The sequence below is a fragment of the Mediterranea sp. An20 genome (assembly GCF_002160055.1).
Classification (GTDB): Bacteria; Bacteroidota; Bacteroidia; order Bacteroidales; family Bacteroidaceae; genus Bacteroides; species Bacteroides avicola.
Window position 1 is genome coordinate 22,875 of record NZ_NFJV01000011.1, and the last position, 16,761, is coordinate 39,635.

General features: G+C 53.1%; 15 protein-coding genes. 3 read left to right on the forward strand and 12 right to left on the reverse strand.

Going from position 1 to position 16,761, the window contains the following annotated elements:
• Window positions 1–43 precede the first annotated feature (43 nt).
• The 6 genes from B5F34_RS07895 to dnaE all read right to left on the reverse strand — a co-directional run bounded on the left by B5F34_RS07895 (window position 44) and on the right by dnaE (window position 6,777).
• Window positions 44–376: a type II toxin-antitoxin system RelE/ParE family toxin gene (locus B5F34_RS07895; protein WP_087337011.1), complete on the reverse strand. Its 333-nt coding sequence runs from the start codon at window positions 374–376 to the stop codon at window positions 44–46.
• Window positions 367–621 carry a hypothetical protein gene (locus B5F34_RS07900; RefSeq protein ID WP_087337014.1) on the reverse strand — a complete coding sequence of 85 codons (255 nt, stop codon included), beginning with the start codon at window positions 619–621 and terminating at the stop codon, window positions 367–369. The genes B5F34_RS07895 and B5F34_RS07900 overlap by 10 nt, the downstream gene beginning before the upstream one ends.
• Window positions 622–722: 101 nt before the next feature.
• Window positions 723–1,997: a serine--tRNA ligase gene (serS, locus tag B5F34_RS07905; RefSeq protein WP_087337018.1), complete on the reverse strand. Its 1,275-nt coding sequence runs from the start codon at window positions 1,995–1,997 to the stop codon at window positions 723–725.
• Between the two features lie 229 nt (window positions 1,998–2,226).
• Window positions 2,227–2,562, reverse strand: coding sequence for a hypothetical protein (locus tag B5F34_RS07910; protein ID WP_087337021.1), 336 nt, complete (start codon window positions 2,560–2,562; stop codon window positions 2,227–2,229).
• 49 nt (window positions 2,563–2,611) lie between these two features.
• Window positions 2,612–2,926, reverse strand: a complete 315-nt coding sequence (gene trxA, locus B5F34_RS07915) for a thioredoxin (RefSeq protein ID WP_087337025.1) — start codon at window positions 2,924–2,926, stop codon at window positions 2,612–2,614.
• A 53-nt stretch (window positions 2,927–2,979) separates the two neighbouring features.
• On the reverse strand, window positions 2,980–6,777 hold the full coding sequence (gene dnaE, locus B5F34_RS07920; RefSeq protein WP_087337028.1) for a DNA polymerase III subunit alpha: 3,798 nt from the start codon (window positions 6,775–6,777) through the stop codon (window positions 2,980–2,982).
• Window positions 6,778–7,245: 468 nt separating this feature from the next.
• Here dnaE and B5F34_RS07925 point away from each other — a divergent pair, with 468 nt between their 5' ends.
• The 3 genes from B5F34_RS07925 to B5F34_RS07935 all read left to right on the forward strand — a co-directional run bounded on the left by B5F34_RS07925 (window position 7,246) and on the right by B5F34_RS07935 (window position 9,034).
• Window positions 7,246–7,932 (forward strand): phosphatidylserine decarboxylase family protein, encoded by a 687-nt coding sequence (locus tag B5F34_RS07925; RefSeq protein WP_087337031.1) that lies wholly within the window; start codon window positions 7,246–7,248, stop codon window positions 7,930–7,932.
• A 19-nt stretch (window positions 7,933–7,951) separates the two neighbouring features.
• Window positions 7,952–8,659 carry a CDP-diacylglycerol--serine O-phosphatidyltransferase gene (gene pssA / locus B5F34_RS07930; RefSeq protein WP_087337034.1) on the forward strand — a complete coding sequence of 236 codons (708 nt, stop codon included), beginning with the start codon at window positions 7,952–7,954 and terminating at the stop codon, window positions 8,657–8,659.
• Window positions 8,660–8,740: 81 nt separating this feature from the next.
• The gene (locus B5F34_RS07935; protein ID WP_087337037.1) at window positions 8,741–9,034 is read left to right on the forward strand and encodes a DUF4834 family protein; all 294 of its coding nucleotides are present in this window, start codon (window positions 8,741–8,743) and stop codon (window positions 9,032–9,034) included.
• Between the two features lie 72 nt (window positions 9,035–9,106).
• On the opposite strand, the gene B5F34_RS07940 is transcribed toward B5F34_RS07935, so the two are convergent.
• From B5F34_RS07940 to B5F34_RS07965, 6 genes are all read right to left on the reverse strand, one after another.
• Window positions 9,107–10,132, reverse strand: a complete 1,026-nt coding sequence (locus B5F34_RS07940; RefSeq protein ID WP_087337041.1) for a hypothetical protein — start codon at window positions 10,130–10,132, stop codon at window positions 9,107–9,109.
• A gap of 85 nt (window positions 10,133–10,217) precedes the next feature.
• The gene (gene rpmA, locus B5F34_RS07945; RefSeq protein ID WP_087337044.1) at window positions 10,218–10,490 is read right to left on the reverse strand and encodes a 50S ribosomal protein L27; all 273 of its coding nucleotides are present in this window, start codon (window positions 10,488–10,490) and stop codon (window positions 10,218–10,220) included.
• Window positions 10,491–10,513: 23 nt separating this feature from the next.
• On the reverse strand, window positions 10,514–10,831 hold the full coding sequence (gene rplU, locus B5F34_RS07950) for a 50S ribosomal protein L21 (RefSeq protein ID WP_087337047.1): 318 nt from the start codon (window positions 10,829–10,831) through the stop codon (window positions 10,514–10,516).
• A 383-nt stretch (window positions 10,832–11,214) separates the two neighbouring features.
• Window positions 11,215–13,497: a glycoside hydrolase family 95-like protein gene (locus B5F34_RS07955; protein WP_343224302.1), complete on the reverse strand. Its 2,283-nt coding sequence runs from the start codon at window positions 13,495–13,497 to the stop codon at window positions 11,215–11,217.
• Window positions 13,498–13,777: 280 nt separating this feature from the next.
• Window positions 13,778–15,721, reverse strand: a complete 1,944-nt coding sequence (locus tag B5F34_RS07960) for an HAD-IA family hydrolase (RefSeq protein ID WP_087337052.1) — start codon at window positions 15,719–15,721, stop codon at window positions 13,778–13,780.
• Between the two features lie 115 nt (window positions 15,722–15,836).
• A complete protein-coding gene (locus B5F34_RS07965) occupies window positions 15,837–16,718 on the reverse strand; it encodes a TraB/GumN family protein (RefSeq protein WP_087337055.1) in 882 nt (293 codons plus the stop codon).
• Between the last annotated feature and the right edge of the window lie 43 nt (window positions 16,719–16,761).

A 16,761-nucleotide genomic window follows, 5' to 3' on the forward strand; every position in this document is an offset into this window, starting at 1 on the left:
GATGAGTGGGTTTTCGTTTCCTTCTATTTTTGTTATATGGGTGTTATGGGTTATGGGTGTCGCTTCCGGTTAGTCCGTCGGCCTGCCGGACGGGTTCGCGGCGGGTGTCCCAAAGGGCGGCGATGCGGATAGTATCGGCCTCTACATGGTACACCAACTTGCAATACTTGTGTACTACGATACTCCGGAAGCCTTCAGGGTGCTCTGCCAATAGTGGCTCCTTGCGACCCATGCCGGGATTGGCGGCCAGCAACGGCTCATAGCTGAGCAAGCGATGGTAGATGTTTTGCATGACCCGCCGACCAAACTCTTGCTCCGCATAGGCAAGCAGTTGGTTGAGTTGGCGGGTAGCCTTGGCATTCCATATTACTCGCATAGCCAAGGGTATTTGTTTTCCATCATGTGCCTGACTTCTTCCGTGGTATATACTCGTCCGGCCTTTTCATCGGCCAGTGATTCATCAATCCAGCCATTGATTTCCTCCATGGTGTAGGGCTTGAGGCGTTGTTTCTCTTCTTCCTCCACTTCTTCGTAGAGCTTGCCGGCCAGCCAGCGTTTGTTGTCGGGGCTGAGCGATTGTATCAGTTTCCACAGATAATCCAATGATACGGTTGCTTCCATAGTTTGTTCCTTCTACTAATTGGTTCGATATGGCAAAGGTAAAAGAAAGGCAGGAACTTTGCAAGCCCCTGCCTTCTTTTCTTGTGTAATAATAATGTGTATCAGTCAATCATGTCGAATCCACAGTAGGGCACCAGTGCCTTGGGGATGCGGATTCCTTCCGGTGTCTGGTTGTTCTCCAGCAGGGCAGCCACGATGCGGGGCAGGGCGAGGGCCGAGCCGTTGAGCGTGTGACACAATTCGGTTTTCTTGTCTGCCGTGCGATAGCGGCATTTCAGGCGGTTGGCCTGGTAAGTATCGAAGTTAGACACGGAGCTGACTTCCAACCAACGCTTCTGCGCCTCGCTGTAGACCTCGAAGTCGTAGCAGATGGCGGCCGTGAAGCTGATGTCGCCACCGCAGAGGCGCAGGATGCGGTAGGGAAGTTCGAGTTTCTGCAGCAGACCCTCTACGTGGTCCAGCATCTCCTGATGGCTCTGGCGGCTGTGTTCGGGCTTGTCGATACGCACCAGCTCAACCTTGGAGAACTCATGCAGACGGTTCAGTCCGCGCACGTCCTTGCCATAGCTGCCGGCTTCGCGGCGGAAACACTCAGTGTAAGCACAGTTCTTGATGGGGAGGTCCTTCTCGTCGAGGATGACGTCGCGGTAGATGTTCGTCACGGGTACCTCGGCAGTCGGGATAAGGTAGAGGTCATCCACCTCGCAGTGGTACATTTGTCCTTCCTTGTCGGGCAGTTGGCCGGTGCCGTATCCCGAGGCGGCGTTGACCACCGTGGGTGGCATCACTTCGGTGTAGCCCGATGCGCGTGCTTCGTCCAGGAAGAAGTTGATGAGGGCGCGTTGCAGGCGGGCGCCTTTGCCTTTGTAGACGGGAAATCCGGCGCCGGTAATCTTCACACCCAGGTCGAAGTCGATGATGTCATACTTCTTGGCCAGTTCCCAGTGGGGCAGTGCGTCTTTGGGCAGGGGTGTTTCCATGCCCCCCATCTTGACCACGAGGTTGTCTTCGGCGCCATTGCCTTCGGGCACTTCTTCGTAGGGCACGTTGGGGATGGTGTAGAGCAACTGTTGCAGGTCGTGTGCCGCCTGGTCCATGTCTGCCTGCAGGGTTTTGTTGGTTTCTTTCAGCGAGGCCACGCGTGCTTTGGCGGCTTCAGCTTCATCTTTCTTGCCTTCCTTCATCAGCGCGCCGATGGCCTTGGAGGTGGTATTCACCTCGGCCAGGTTCGTGTCCAGCACGACCTGCGTGCTTTTGCGCTTGTTGTTGAGGGCGAGCACCTGTTCGATGGTCTCCTTGGCATTCTTGAAGTGTTTCTTTTCGAGTCCGCGCACCACGGCGTCGGTGTTCTCGGTAATTTGTTTGATGGTAAGCATGGTTCAATAGCTTTATTTGGTTATTTCTTTTTCGTGCCGCAAAGATAGGGAAAAAACAAATACGTGTGTACGTAGCGTGTGTTTTGCTTTGGCTGAAAATGTTGGTGTGGACTGTGGCGGGGTATGAAAAACTGCGTATATACGCGTTTCAGGCAGTATATACGCAGTTGTAAACGCGTGTATATGTATTTTCAACAATGAATATACGCGTTTTCGGGTCGGCTTGCGTTCAGTTTTCGTCATCCAGCGAGTCGGCATATTCCATCTCGCCTTGTACGATGAAAAGCAGTTCCTCGGGGTCATACTCGCCCATTTCATCCTTGCGTGCTTCTTTGATGATGTAGTCAACGACTTTTTCCAAGTCGATTTCAATGCAGCCATCGTCATCGGGTTGCGCATCGAGAATGCCGCTTTGGGCGTAATACTCGTCAATCAGGTCGAGGAAGTAGTAGAACTCGTCGTCCGTGAACTTGTCTTTCAGTTCCTGCGGCAGGTAGCTTTTGATGAATTCGATAGTCTTTTCATCATCGAGGTCATCCTGCAGAAAGTCGTCTTCTTGTCTCATATCATTTATCTTTTAGAGGGTGAAACGGTCATAGTACATTGCGTCGGTCTCAGAGCAGGGCTTCCAGTTTGCTGACGTAAGTTGCCTTGGGAGCCGAACCGATCTGTTTGTCTGCCAGTTCTCCGTTCTTGAAGAAGAGTACGGCAGGTATGTTGCGGATGCCGTATTCCATGGCCAGGTCGTTATTCTCTTCCACATCGCATTTGCCGATGACGGCGCGGCCTTCGTATTCAGTAGCCAATTCGTCGATGATGGGGCCTACCATGCGGCAAGGACCGCACCACGTTGCCCAGAAGTCGATGACTACAGGCTTGTCGCCTGCCAGCAGTTCTTTGTAATTGTTCTCATTAATGTTCAGTGCCATTGTTTTATGTATTAAGAGTTATGAAATGTAAGTTTTTCCCGTGGCAAATATAGTCAATTTATCCGGAATTCAAGTTCAGGATGTCCTTTTAAATATGAAATCAGTTCGCGTCCCACGTTCAGTTTGACAGGGCGCGACACGAGATCCACCGCCATTTTGCTGTCTTTGTCTGTCACCTTGAAACACAGTTGGGCGTTGCCCGGATGGCTTTTGGTCAGCTCGGCCAGTTCGGCAATCAGGGCTTTGTTCAGCAGACTCAGGGGAATGAATATCGTAATCTTTTCGATAAGCTTTTCTTTGACATCGGGCAACAGCTCTATCGAGGTGATTTTCAGTTCCAGCTCATTCTGTCTCCACTGTTTGGGCTGGCAGCGTGCCTTGATGAAGAGGAAGGTGCGCTCGCCCAGATAGCCTTGCCACGTCACCCAGTCGTTGCCAAAGAAAGGAATCTCCGCCGAACCCGAATAGTCTTCGATGCGTGCAATGCCGTAGGGATTTCCGTTTTTGCTGATGCCCCGGCGCAGGGCGGTGACCATGCCTCCCATGGTGATTTCGCGGCTGGCGAGTGCTTCTTTGTTTTCCAGTTCGCTCATGTGCGTGTTGCACACATTTTCCAGAATCACGGCATATTCGTCCAGCGGGTGGGCAGAGAGGTAGATTCCCACCAAGTCACGTTCCTTGTTCAGCCGGTCCAAGTCGCTCCATCGTTCGGCAGGCAATATTTCGGGCGTGGCCACTTCTACCAGGTTCTCACCTCCGAAAAGCGAGTTGGCTGCCATGGCGCAGTCTGTCTGGTAGCGGTTGCCATAGCGCACCAATGTTTCGAGGAAGCTTTCGTTTTTGGCATTGGCCGTGAAGTATTGTTCGCGGGTCAGTTCGGGGAAACTGTCGAAGCCTCCGGCCAGTGCCAGGCATTCCAGGTTCTTCTTGTTGCAGGCATTCAGGTTGACGCGCTGCACAAAGTCGAAGATGCCTTTGTAAGGACCGTCCTTCTCGCGGTTTTCTACAATGCTTTGCACGGCACTTTCGCCCACGCCCTTGATGGCTCCCAATCCAAAGCGGATATTGCCTTCGGCGTTGACGGTGAACTTCAGGTTACTTTCGTTTACATCCGGTCCCAGCACTTTGATGCCCATGGCTTTACACTCGTCCATCAGCTTGGTGATGTCGGTAATGTTCGACAGGCTTCGGCTCATCACGGCGGCCATGTATTCGGCGGGGTAATTGGCTTTGAGGTAAGCCGTCTGATAGGCCACCCACGAGTAGCACGTGGCATGCGACTTGTTGAAGGCGTAAGAGGCGAATTTCTCCCAGTCGGCCCAAATCTTCTCCAATACCTTCGGGTCGTGGCCGTTCTTCTTGCCTCCTTCAATGAACTTGGGCTTCATGTGGTCCAGCTTGTCGCGCAGCTTCTTACCCATGGCCTTGCGCAGGGCGTCGGATTCGCCTCGGGTGAAGTTGGCCAGCAGGCGCGAAAGTAGCATGACCTGCTCCTGGTAGACAGTAATGCCGTAGGTATCCTTCAGGTACTTCTCCATGATGGGGATGTCGTATTCGATGGGTTTACGTCCCCATTTACGGTCGATGAAGTCGGGGATATAGTCCATGGGGCCCGGTCGGTAGAGGGCGTTCATGGCGATAAGATCCTCGAACGTGCTGGGTTGCAGTTCGCGCAGGTATTTCTGCATACCGGCCGATTCAAACTGGAAAGTACCCACGGTACGTCCGTCGCAATAAAGTTTATAGGTAGCGGGGTCGTCGATAGGGATATTGTCGATGTCCAGTTCGATGCCCCGGTGCAGTTTCACGTTGGCCACGGCTTCCTTGATGATGGAGAGCGTCTTCAGTCCTAAGAAGTCCATCTTGATGAGGCCCGTATCTTCGATGACCGAACCTTCGTATTGGGTGACGAGCATCTTCTCGCCCGTTTCTTTGTCGTCTGCCGTGCTGACAGGCACCCAGTCGGTGATGTCGTCGCGGCAAATGATGGTGCCACAGGCATGTACACCCGTGCCACGCACATTACCTTCGAGCATCTTGGCATACTTGATGGTATTGCGCATCTTGGGGTCGGGCGAAGCTTCGGCAGCCTGCAGTTCGGGCACGTAAGCGATGGCGTTGGGCAGGTTCAGTTTCTTGTCGGGTATCTTGTCGGGCACCAGCTTGCACAAGCGGTCGGATTCCGACAGGGGAAGTTTCTCCACACGCGCCACGTCCTTGATGGCCATCTTCGTAGCCATGGTGCCGTAGGTGATGATGTGTGCCACCTTTTCCTGGCCGTATTTTTCTGTCACCCAGCGCAGCACATCGCCGCGTCCGTCATCGTCGAAGTCAACATCTATATCGGGCAATGAGATACGGTCGGGGTTCAGGAAACGCTCGAACAGCAGGTCGTATTGGATAGGGTCTATCTTCGTGATGCCCAAACAGTAGGCCACCGCCGAGCCCGCCGCCGAGCCACGTCCCGGTCCGACAGACACGCCCAGCTTGGTACGGGCCGCGTTGATAAAGTCCTGCACAATGAGGAAGTAGCCTGGGAAACCCATGGTTTTCATGATGTAGAGTTCGAACACCAGGCGTTCTTTCACCTCGTCGGAGAGCGGGTCGCCATACAGCTTTTGGGCGCCGTCGAAGGTCAGCTTGGCCAGATAGTCGGCTTCCAGTTTGATGCGGTACAGCTTTTCGTATCCGCCCAGGCGTTTGATTTTGGCGTTGGCAGCAGCTTCGTCCAGCACCACATTGCCATTCTCGTCTTGGGTGAATTCGTCGAAGAGGTCCTTCTCGGTATATTTCCGGCGATATTCCTCCTCCGTTCCGAAATCTTCGGGGATGGCGAAGGTTGGCATGATGGGGGCATGGTCGATGGAGTAATATTCCACTTTGTCGAGTATCTCCAGCGTGTTGGAGAGGGCTTCGGGAATGTCTTCAAACAGTTGGTTCATCTCCGCCTTGGTCTTCATCCACTCCTGCTTGGTATAGAGCATGCGGGTAGGGTCGTCCAAGTCCTTGCCGGTGCTGAGGCAGATGAGCCGGTCGTGCGCTTCGGCATTTTCCTCGTCCACGAAGTGCACGTCGTTGGTGCAGATAACCTTGATATTGTATTTCTTGGCATACTCCAGCAGCTTGGCGTTCACTTTCTGTTGCAAGGGATAGGCTTCGTGGTTGGCACGGGGCACAGTGGCTTTGTGACGCTGAAGTTCCAGGTAATAGTCGTCGCCGAATAAGTTCTTATACCATTGGATAGCCTCTTCGGCTTCGTCGTAGTGGTCGGCGGTAATCTTCTTGGGCACCTCGCCGCCTAAGCACGCCGAGCAGACGATTAGTCCCTCGTGATACTTCTCCAGTTCGTTGCGGTCGGTGCGCGGGCGCATGTAATATCCCTTTGTCCAGGCGCGCGATACCAATTTGATGAGGTTGTGGTACCCCTTTTCGTTCTTGGCCAGGACGATGAGGTGCCAGCCGCTCTGGTCGGGCTTTCCTTCCTTCTGGTCCATGGTGCGGCGGGCCACATACATCTCGCATCCGATGACGGGTTTGAAGAGCTTGCTTTCTGCCTCGGCTATTTTGGCTCGGCATTCTGCTATTTCCTCTTCGGGGTGTTCGCTGCTTTCCGAGCCCTTTTCCAGTTCGGCGATACGCTTCTTCAAGTCTTTAATTTCCCCGCGCGGACCGCTGTTCTTCTTGTTGACGTAGTTGTAAAACTCTTTGATGCCGAACATGTTGCCGTGGTCGGTCACGGCGATGCCTTTCATGCCGTCTTTCATGGCTTTGTCCACCAAGCGGCTGACGCTGGCCTGCCCGTCCAACAGAGAGTATTGGGTATGTACGTGTAAATGAACGAAATCTTGCATAATCTTTGAGGTACCTTTCGAAATGAGTGCATAAAGGTACAATCAAATATGAAAACGGGCAAACTATTTGGCGGAAAAATCAGTTCTGAAACACTACTTCTTCCTCGGGCGGCACCTGGGGATTGGAATCTTCCTGACACGCGCGGACAGACTTATCCATAAAGGCGGATAAAGCCGGAAGGATGGGATTTTCTGCTTATATGTCCGAAGTCTACTTCTTATCGCTTGGAAGCGGGGACCTTATTGCTTGGAAGCAGGCTTCTTATCGCTTGGAAGCAACTCTCTCCGCAAACCTCAGGGTTACGCCGCTAAAATGAAGGTTTACGCTCCTAAAATGAAGGTTTACGCGGCTAAAGTGCCATTTTCTGTGTGCTTTATTTGTTTGGTTGTCAAATAAGGCCTATTTTTGCACACAGATTATATTAATGTATAAAAAAGGACTGATAACAATACTTGCAATTTGAGACAATGGTTCGTTTGAAGAGATTGAAAAAGATACGCATACACCGTGAAGGTACACATACGTTGGCAGGCAGTTTCCTGTTGTTGCTCTTTATCAATGCTGCCCTTTATTGGGGGCTGGATACCCGTATTCCGTTTTATATTACCTCCATTGTGAGCCTGGTGGTCTATGGCATCATGGTCAATTTCTTCCGTTGTCCTATCCGCTTGTTTGGAAAGGATACCGAGAAAGTGGTGGTGGCCCCTGCCGACGGCAAGGTGGTCGTGGTGGAAGAGGTGGAAGAAAACGAATATTTTCACGACCGCCGTATCATGGTATCCATCTTTATGAGCCTGGTCAATGTGCATGCCAACTGGTATCCCGTAGACGGCACGGTGAAGAAAGTCAGTCACCAGAACGGCAAGTTCATGAAGGCGTGGCTCCCCAAAGCCAGCACGGACAACGAACGTTCTACCGTGGTGATTGAGACCCCCGAAGGCGTGGAGGTGATGGCCCGACAGATAGCCGGTGCCATGGCCCGCCGCATTGTCACCTATGCCGTGGAGGGCGACGAATGTTACATCGACGAACACATGGGCTTTATCAAGTTCGGTTCGCGTGTGGATGTGTTCCTGCCGTTAGGCACCGAAGTGCTGGTCAAGTTAGGGCAGGCCACTACGGGCAACCAGACGGTGATAGCCAAATTGAAATAACTTTTTAACTCTTCTTATTATGCCCAACTGCATTACTTCCCGCATACCCAACACGCTGACTTGCCTGAATCTGTTTTCGGGCTGCGTGGCTGCCGTCATGGCGTTTCAGCTCAAGTACGAGCTGGCGTTGCTGTTCATCATCATCGGGGCAGTGTTCGATTTCTTCGATGGGCTGGCGGCACGTGCTCTTCATGCCTATTCCAACATCGGCAAGGATCTTGATTCGCTGGCGGATGACATCAGTTTCGGGTTGGCGCCTGCGGTGGTAGTGTTTTCGCTCTTGCAGGAAATGCCTTATCCTCCGTACTTGCAGTCAATAGAGCCTTATTTCCCTTATGTGGCGTTCCTCATCGCCGTGTTCTCCGGTTTGCGTCTGGCCAAATTCAACAACGACACGCGGCAGACCACGTCGTTCATCGGATTGCCCGTGCCTGCCAATGCGTTGTTTTGGGCATCGCTGGTAGTGGGCTTTCACCCGTGGCTCACAGACGGTACGGTGAACCCGTTGGTGCTGTTGGTGCTTGTCTGCCTTTCGTCGTGGTTGTTGGTGAGCGAGGTGCCCATGTTCTCGCTGAAGTTCAAGAACCTGTCGTGGGTGGACAATAAGCTGCGCTTCCTCTTCCTGTTGGTCTGCGTGGTCTTGCTGGTTTGTCTGCAGGTTAAGGGACTGGCTGCCTGCATCGTGTGGTATGTGCTGCTTTCGCTCCTGGCTGGCAGGAACGCCTGAACCAAAAGTGTGGCACGGTTGTTGTAGTATTACTATTGCATCCTGTTAAGGTATGTTCATCGCTAACTAAAAACAAACTGTATGCTTCATTTCTTAGGATTTATACTGATTATCATATTGGCCGTTGCGCTTATCGGCTTTGCCATTCTGCTCCGTGTGGTGCGCGGGGTGTTCGGTCTGGGCAGAGGAAGAGGGCAGGAAGCTTCTCGCACTGCCCGCGAAGCTTACCGGGCGCAGCAGACACGGCGTACTACTGCCACCGTTTCGGATGACGGTACCGTCTCCGTGGAAGAAGGAGAACTGCACATCAACCGGAAGAAGATTTTCGGCAAGGATGAAGGGGAGTATGTGTCTTACGAGGAGGTGAAGGAGTAAGCGCCCATAGATTCTGAACAAACAGGGGGCAGATAAGCGCGTGGTTTGTCTGCCCCTTTGTCTTGCTGGGAGTTAAAGCTTGGTTTTGCCCAACGTATATTCGCCGTCCTTGCCGATGAAGCTGGCGTAGAGCACCTCACCGGCCGGACAGATGGCTGTCACAGATTCGTCCACCTTGAAGAGCTTGTCGAAAGTGCCGTCAGGCAGGAAGCGCAGAATGTAGTGGCAGCCGTCCACAGTCTTCCCTTCTTTCATCTGCTGGTCTTCGTGCAGGTAGTAAAAATAGTCCCGGTCGGTGCAGATGTCTAATACCTTGGTGGTGTAGCGGATTTCGTCCGTGAAGTCGCCCTTTTTGGCGTTGCGTTCCAATTCGCCGTTGCCGATGGGGAAAGAGTTGGATTTCTCCCATTGCCCGTCTTTCCACGTGTAGAACCAGATGGTGGAGGCATAGACCGGGGCTACCATGAGTGTATGGCTGCCCGGATGGTAACCGGCCTGCCCCTGGAAGCAGAAATATGTCAGGATTTTGTCGTCGGCCTGGTATTCTGTGTACCAGTCCAAATCCTGCACGGGGTTGCCCATCAGGTCGAACGCTCTGGCCAGGCGTACTTCTTCCTTGTCGTTCAGGTAAAAGTCCATGCCGATGTAGCCGTAGTCAGTCTGCACGAAGCGGTCTGCGTCTTTCAGGTCGATGGTGCGGCAGGCAGTAATTTTGTCTTGCAGCAGGTCGTTCAGGGCGTAACGGTTGATTTTTCCGTTGTTGCGGCTCAGTACGTTGAGCGAGTCTCCTGCCAGGTCAATCCAGTTGGGAGCCAATACTTCGCCTGGACCCTGACCGATAGACACGGTGCGCACGCAAGACGAGTCGCTGAGGTTATAGAGCAGCACAGCCTTGTCTTCTACGTGGTCGTTGATAATCAACAGGCTGTCTCCCGCAATGCGTAGTTGTCGGGGGTAGTCCATGATGGAGTCTATGCGGATTTCTTCGAAAGTCAGTTCTGTGGCGGGATATTGTTTGAAATCTTTGGTTTTCTCATGGGTACAGGCGCTGAAGCAGAGGGTGGTCAGAAGGAGGAGGAGATAGGGATGTCTTTTCATTGCTCTTCTTAGGGTGTTAAAACAAGAAAAGGAGAACTATAAGCATAGTTTCCCTTTTCTTATTAATTTGTAAAAAGCATCTGTTTTATGCTTCTGCATTAGTTTCGGCCGGAACGACAGATACATAACGTCTGTCTTCACGACCTCTCTTGAACTGTACAGTTCCGTCTACCAAGGCGTAGAGGGTGTGGTCGCTTCCCATGCCGATGTTTCTGCCCGGGTGGAATTCCGTACCTCTCTGACGAACGATGATGTTGCCTGCCTTGCAAGCCTCACCGCCGAATATTTTCACGCCTAATCTCTTACTTGCTGATTCGCGGCCGTTCTTAGAACTACCGACACCTTTTTTATGTGCCATTTCTTCTTACTGTTTTAATTTGATTAAGCTACTACTTCTTTGATTGTCAACTCTGTGAACTGTTCGCGGTGACCTTTCAGCTTGCGATAGCCTTTTCTTCTCTTCTTGTGGAACACGAGCACCTTGTCGCCCTTTACCAGCGGAGATACTACTTCGCAAACCACTTTGGCGCCTTCTACAGTGGGAACACCTACAGTGATTTCACCGTCTTTGTCCACCAGCAACACTTTGTCAAACTCTACCGTTGCACCGCTTTCGGCGTTCTGAATGTGGTGAACGAACAATTTCTTTCCGGCCTCTACTTTAAACTGTTGGCCCTGAATTTCTACGATTACGTACATGTTATAAAAATGCTATAAGTTAGCTCCGGCGGGTGGTCCCCTAATCACTTAGAAAACGCTTTGTCGAACCCGTTGCGGAATAATCGGGCGCAAAGGTACTGATTCTATTTGGATTAGACAATACTTTCCCTTGTTTTTTTACCTAACTTCCGCAAGTTTAAATCCAAAATCGTTACGCTGTGTGTGGACGGGTCATACAGGGCATCGTGCACTGCCGTGTATTTATCCGGTTCGTTTTCTTGTTTCATAACACCTGACAGGTATTTTCTATCTTTGGTGGAAAAGAGGCAAACGTTGGTCAGATTGCTTAATGTAATCATGTAAGTCTCTGCGCACGATAATGGAACTTGCTTTCATAAGATATTTGTATCAGTTTATTGTATTCAATGTTGCTTCTTCCCGAACAGGTTGCCCTTTCCGTTCTCCACCGCGCGAACGGTCAGGTCGGGCTTTTCACCTTCGGGATAAACAAGACAGGACTCTCCTTTCTGCAGGTTTACCTGCCAGGTGTCGGTTCCTAATCGGGTGGCGCGGACGGTCTTTCCGTCAGGGGCCTTGAATACCGGGCGGTCAATGTCTGTCACCAGTATGCATGGTTCTCCTGCCCGGCTCGTGATTTCGATGAAAGCCGTCTTCCCTGCCCGGCGGCTGGCAGAAACGGTAAAGGCACCTTCGGTCCGGAAGTCATAGTAAGCGACGTCCTGCCAGGCATCCGGCACAGCGGGGAAGACACGTATCTTGTCGCCCCAACTTTGCAACAACATGTCGTGGATGGATTGCGCGCCCGAAAGCGGCGTTTCGATAACGGGACCGGATTCGCGGTACAGCGTGTTGACGCTCAGGAAACGGCCGAACAGTCCGTTCAGGTAGTTGAGGGCATCGTTGCCGTTGCCCAAAGCCGATGAAATGGACGAGGCACCGGTCAGCGAGTAGCCCTGGTGGGCACCGGCCTTGCTCTGCCAGTAATCCAACGATTGCTTGATCAGGGCAGAATCAGCTGCGTCTTCCCTGTTCAGCAGATACAGCGGATAGGCTGCCAGCAGGTGCGAGTAGTGGCGGTGCGAGTTGGCGTAGGGCACATCCCGTCCGATGCGCAGGCCGTTTTCGTCCTGCGGGTAGGGCGTAAGGTTGGCCAGCACATGTTTCCACTTGGGCAGCAGCGGGTCGTCGATATGCAGACGGTCGGCTGCTTTCACCAACGTCTGGCATCCCCAGCGCAACAGAGCAAGGTCGTAGTGGCAGTCTTCCGCGCTGCCATATTCGGGCGAGAAGGTAGCTGGCAAGTGCAGCTTGCCGTCGGCTTCTTCCTTCAGGAAATAGAGATAATAGTTGACAGCACCCTTGAGGAGGGGGAACAGTTTGTTGCGCAGCAGGTCATCGTCCATCTTGTGCCGGTAAATCAGCCAGAGGTTGTGGCAGGCCCAGGTGAGGTTGCCCACTTCCGGATTCTTGTCCACACCGGGTATGCCCACTGTTTCCGAAGCGGCATAGAAATCTGTGGTGCGAGCCAGTCCGTAAGCGCCTTCCCGGTAGGCTTCGGGCAGGTTTTGTCGGAGCTGGTCCAAGTGGTCATACAACGTATGCTCCAGCGAGCCTGCCAGCTCCAGCCGGTTGGAGGCGTTCAGGGGCCAGTAGCTCAGCTGTACGTTCAGGTTCCACCAGGCGTTGGGCCAGGGCGTGACCGTCAGCCACGGACCGGTGCAGTCCATCAGTGCCCGGTCTCCCCGTGTGGCCGATGCCAGCTTGTACATCTGTATCCAGTAAAAGTTTTCCTTTTGCGCATCGGGCAGGGTGAGGAAGCTGGACTGATAATAGTCATGCCACCAGGCGCGGTGCGACTGTTGCAGCTTGTCGAATCCCGTGCGGAGGGCTTTGTCCAGGGTTGCCCGGCTCAGTTCGCGGGCATTGTTCTCTGGATAGGTATGTTGCAGGTTCACCCAAAGGGTGCGCACATTTCCTTGGCGGGTCTCGCGCCAGGTCACTGCCGTTTCGCCTCCTGCCAGCAGCGGTTGGTAGGAGACACCTTCAGTGCTCGACGAGTCGACCTGTGCAGGAGGGTTGCTGGTATAGTTTTCGGGGACAGAAGGTTTCCACCCCTTGCTTTGCTTGGCATACAGGTAGCGTGGGCTGTCTGCGATGGCAGGATTCCACTCCCAACGGCAATTCTGTTCATTGCCCTCCGTCCATAATTGGGTAACGATGACCATCTCTTCGCTGTGTACGAAGCTGCGGATGTGTATCTTTCCGCGGGTGGTGGTAATGTCTGCCGTGGTTTCGGCGTTCCACAAGTCCAGGCGCATCTGTCCACCAGTGATTTCTCCGCAGGGATGCAGTGCAAAGTGTCCTGTCAGCAGGCGGCATTTATGGATCAGGTCATTGGCTTCCGGTCGGTGGTCGTGCACTTCGCAATCGCCCGTTTCAAACCGCAGATAATTCTGTCCCGGTTCTTTGTAAATCATCCATCCCAGCATGCCGTTGCCCATATAGGCCGATTCATACCAATACTCCGGCAGCACGTTCCAAACCAAGTCCTGTTTGTGCATGAACTGCTCCCAATTGACTTCCAGACGGGCTTTATGGGTTGTTTCTGCCCGCAATGTGCCTGTTAAAAGCATAAGGAGAGACAGACACAACACTCTCCAGCCGTACTTTGTTTTGTGTAGCATAATGATAAGATTTAACGCAAATCAGGCTTTGTGTTTCTTCAAGGCCGTTGTTTCCTTTTGCAAAGATAGACAGTGAATTTTGAACAGCCAAGGCTTTGACTGATTTATCTGATTAATTCTATCTTTATCCGGATACTGTATCCTTTTTTCTTGCCTTGTTCCTAAGCTGTTGGAAGCGTGCTTCCGGGGTATGGGCACTGTGCTTCCAAGCTATAAGCCGTTTGCTTCTGACTTATAGGCCAACCGGGCATGAACGTGGGGGCTTGGAAGTGGCAGGAATTTATAAAGTCCGGAGGCATAGCTCACCCAGGATAATGATTCCTGCAAGGGTTATGCAGACCGCAACGAAAAGCAGACTACCATAGACGTAGACCAGTGCCGAGCGTTTGAGACTGTCCCACCACGAGCAGAGATACAGTTGCCGCATGTCCCACCAGAAAAGCAGGAAGAGGAACCACCAGGGCAGGGCAAAAAGGTCGTCGGCATAGTCGGTCAGGCCGACCGGCAGGCAGAGAATGCTGAGCAGGATGGCTTGGGCGGCAATGTAGGCCTGGATGAAGAAATGTTCCATCAGGTTGAAACGCACCTGTATGGGGTGGCGGCGCAACCGGCGGCGGCTCTGGAATGCCCAATAGGTACCCACGGCCAGGAAAGGCAGGATGAGGATGATTTGCAGCGTGCGGTTGCCGTGTCCCCAGCGCTCCAGCAGCGTCCATACGTGGGAGAGGAAAGGACTTTGTGCCAGCCACGAGGATAGATGCTGTCTCAGTCTGCTGTGGTTCAGCAGGGAACTGATGGAATTGTCATCGGTCTCCTTGTGTGTGAGGGACGGGGCGATGGAGTCGGCAGACAACAGCCCGTCCAGTTGGGCTTGCATGTTGGCTATGGCGATGTTGTTGGCCGACCGGGAGATGAAGTCCGAGTCTTGTGCATTTTCTTCCAGCAATTCGACGATGCTTTCTTGCAGTCGCTCAATCTTTACGGAGTCGGGCATCGGGGTAGCTTCCTTGGAGCGGTCTTGTGGCTGGAGAATGACCAACTGCATGGCCAACAGATAGAAAGCCACGAGCAGGAACAGCGTCTGCAGGGGCATGGAGTAGGCAGCGCGTCGTCCTTGCATGAATCCGCGCATCAGGTGTCCGGGGCGGTAGAGTAGGGCGATGAGGGTGTGCCCGAACTTGCCGTCCACACGGAACAGGCTGCGCAGGATGTTGCCTGCCGCATGCTTCAACTGGAAGCGGTAGACTCCGCGCGTCTGGCCGCAGCGGGGACAGAAGTTGCCCGTGTACGTATGTCCGCAGTTGCGGCAGGTGCAGGTCTGTGTGCTGAGCGGGGCAGGCATCTTGCCGCGTATCTGTCGGATGTGGAAGGCACGGTAGCGCACCGTGAGGGGGTGCAGTTGTTTATTCAGCCACGTCCTGACAACCGTAGGCAGGATGCGGCGGCAACGGGCCACCTTCCAGAGGTAGAGCAGGAAAAGGGTGAGGAAAATAAAGGTCGGGTCTTCATCCAACGGGAAGCTTTCGGCGCAGGCAAACATTCCCAGCAGAGACAGCAGAACGATTTGTCCGATGCTGATGCGGGGGGGAGCCAGCAGTTCGTCCAGTGTGGTCATGATGCGTCGGTGGGGGTAGCGGCGCAGTTCATCGGCCGTGGTGACTCCGTGGGTCACACCTGCAAAGTCCACACCTGCCGCCTGGGCTGTTTCGGCATCCACTGTGCTGTCGCCAATGTAGAGTATGTGCTTCTTCTTTATACCCAAACGTCCGATGGCAAAGAGGAGGCCTTCGGGGTCGGGTTTGGCGCGGGAGACATCTTCTCCACCCACCACAATGTCCAGGAAATCGGCGGGCAAGTACTGGTCCAGCAGTTCGTGGATACGGAAGCGGTATTTGGTGGAGATAATTCCTACGCGGGCACCTCGTCTTTTTAAAGCCCGCAACACGCGCAGGGTTTCCGGAAAAAGATGGGTGTTGCGCGTCATGTGTATGTCGGCTTCTTGCCGGTATTGTTGTTTGAAGTCTGCTAAGCGGTCGGCATCGGTAATGCCTGTCAGGATGGAGAACGATTCTTCCAATGTCTTGCCGATGGTGCGGCGGATGGCGTCGTCGGTCACGTCGGCATAACCGTGTCGTTCCAGTACATTGCGGAAGCACATTACAATGCCGCGCGACGAGTCGGCCAGGGTATAGTCGAAATCAAAGAGATAGGCTTGATAAGACATGCGGATGGGGGAGTGGTTAATGGTTAATGATTAATGGTTAATGGTTAATGGTAAATGGTAAATGACGTCCGGTCGCACGTATTAACCATTAATCATTAACCATTCACCATTATTCTCATTTCATCGGTTCTACGGTGTAATCTTGCGCTTTCAGCAGTGCGAGCACGCCTTGTTCGCCCGGCAGGTGTCCGGCACCTACGACAAAGAGGGTAGGAGCCGCTTGCATGATGGCAGGCATCTGTTTCACCCAGGCCTGGTTGCGGTCGTACAGCAGTTGGGCCATCTCTTCGGGAGTTGGGTCGCACGAAGTGCCTTCTTTTTCTTCCATCAGTTGAAGCATCTTGTCCAAGTCTTGTGCGGTGTAGGCAGCAATGATCTCCTTGACCTGGCGCTCGACCTTGTCGGGGTCGCTCACGAAGCAGTAGAGGTCTTCGGCCTGACGGCGGAGTGGTTTATTGAAGAGAATATCCACTTGCGACTGTGCTGTTTCCAATCCACCCACCTTCTTACCTTGCTCCGTGGCTTCTTGCTGGAAGGAAGCGTCCAACTGCTCCTGGGGGTTATAGCCAGGTGTGTGTTTCATGTAGAACAGCACGGTCAGTTGTTGGAAGAGGGCAGCGGGTTTCATGCGGTCCAGCAGGGCAATGTCTACCTGCAGGTATTCTGTCACTGCGCGGCTTACTACTTCAAACTCTTCGGGGGTGAAGAGGCTTTTCAGTGTAGTGTCATTGGGCAGCATCGTCTGTTGTTGCATCTGGGCCAGGAATTCGGGTTTCATCATGTCGGCCATGACCAGTTCGCCGTACACCTGCCGGATGTCCTGCATGGCTTGTGGCAGGGAAGCAATGCTGTCTTTGATGCTGAGTGGTGAGAGGTGGTAAGTGCCGAAGATGTAAGATGGTTGTTGCAGTCCGTTGCCGGAAATTTTCCAAAGCAGTTGTGACTGGGCACCGAGAGTGACTGCGATGAGCAGCACGAGGGTAATGAATCGTTTCATAATAATATAATAAATAATGGGAGCCCCTCCCAGCCTCCCCCGA

Coding starts and splice junctions, on each gene's coding strand:
- B5F34_RS07895 (WP_087337011.1), bottom strand. CDS start 376: ATGCGAGTAATATGGAATGCCAAGGCTACCCGCCAACTCAACCAACTG.
- B5F34_RS07900 (WP_087337014.1), bottom strand. CDS start 621: ATGGAAGCAACCGTATCATTGGATTATCTGTGGAAACTGATACAATCG.
- serS (WP_087337018.1), bottom strand. CDS start 1,997: ATGCTTACCATCAAACAAATTACCGAGAACACCGACGCCGTGGTGCGC.
- B5F34_RS07910 (WP_087337021.1), bottom strand. CDS start 2,562: ATGAGACAAGAAGACGACTTTCTGCAGGATGACCTCGATGATGAAAAG.
- trxA (WP_087337025.1), bottom strand. CDS start 2,926: ATGGCACTGAACATTAATGAGAACAATTACAAAGAACTGCTGGCAGGC.
- dnaE (WP_087337028.1), bottom strand. CDS start 6,777: ATGCAAGATTTCGTTCATTTACACGTACATACCCAATACTCTCTGTTG.
- B5F34_RS07925 (WP_087337031.1), top strand. CDS start 7,246: ATGGTTCGTTTGAAGAGATTGAAAAAGATACGCATACACCGTGAAGGT.
- pssA (WP_087337034.1), top strand. CDS start 7,952: ATGCCCAACTGCATTACTTCCCGCATACCCAACACGCTGACTTGCCTG.
- B5F34_RS07935 (WP_087337037.1), top strand. CDS start 8,741: ATGCTTCATTTCTTAGGATTTATACTGATTATCATATTGGCCGTTGCG.
- B5F34_RS07940 (WP_087337041.1), bottom strand. CDS start 10,132: ATGAAAAGACATCCCTATCTCCTCCTCCTTCTGACCACCCTCTGCTTC.
- rpmA (WP_087337044.1), bottom strand. CDS start 10,490: ATGGCACATAAAAAAGGTGTCGGTAGTTCTAAGAACGGCCGCGAATCA.
- rplU (WP_087337047.1), bottom strand. CDS start 10,831: ATGTACGTAATCGTAGAAATTCAGGGCCAACAGTTTAAAGTAGAGGCC.
- B5F34_RS07955 (WP_343224302.1), bottom strand. CDS start 13,497: ATGCTACACAAAACAAAGTACGGCTGGAGAGTGTTGTGTCTGTCTCTC.
- B5F34_RS07960 (WP_087337052.1), bottom strand. CDS start 15,721: ATGTCTTATCAAGCCTATCTCTTTGATTTCGACTATACCCTGGCCGAC.
- B5F34_RS07965 (WP_087337055.1), bottom strand. CDS start 16,718: ATGAAACGATTCATTACCCTCGTGCTGCTCATCGCAGTCACTCTCGGT.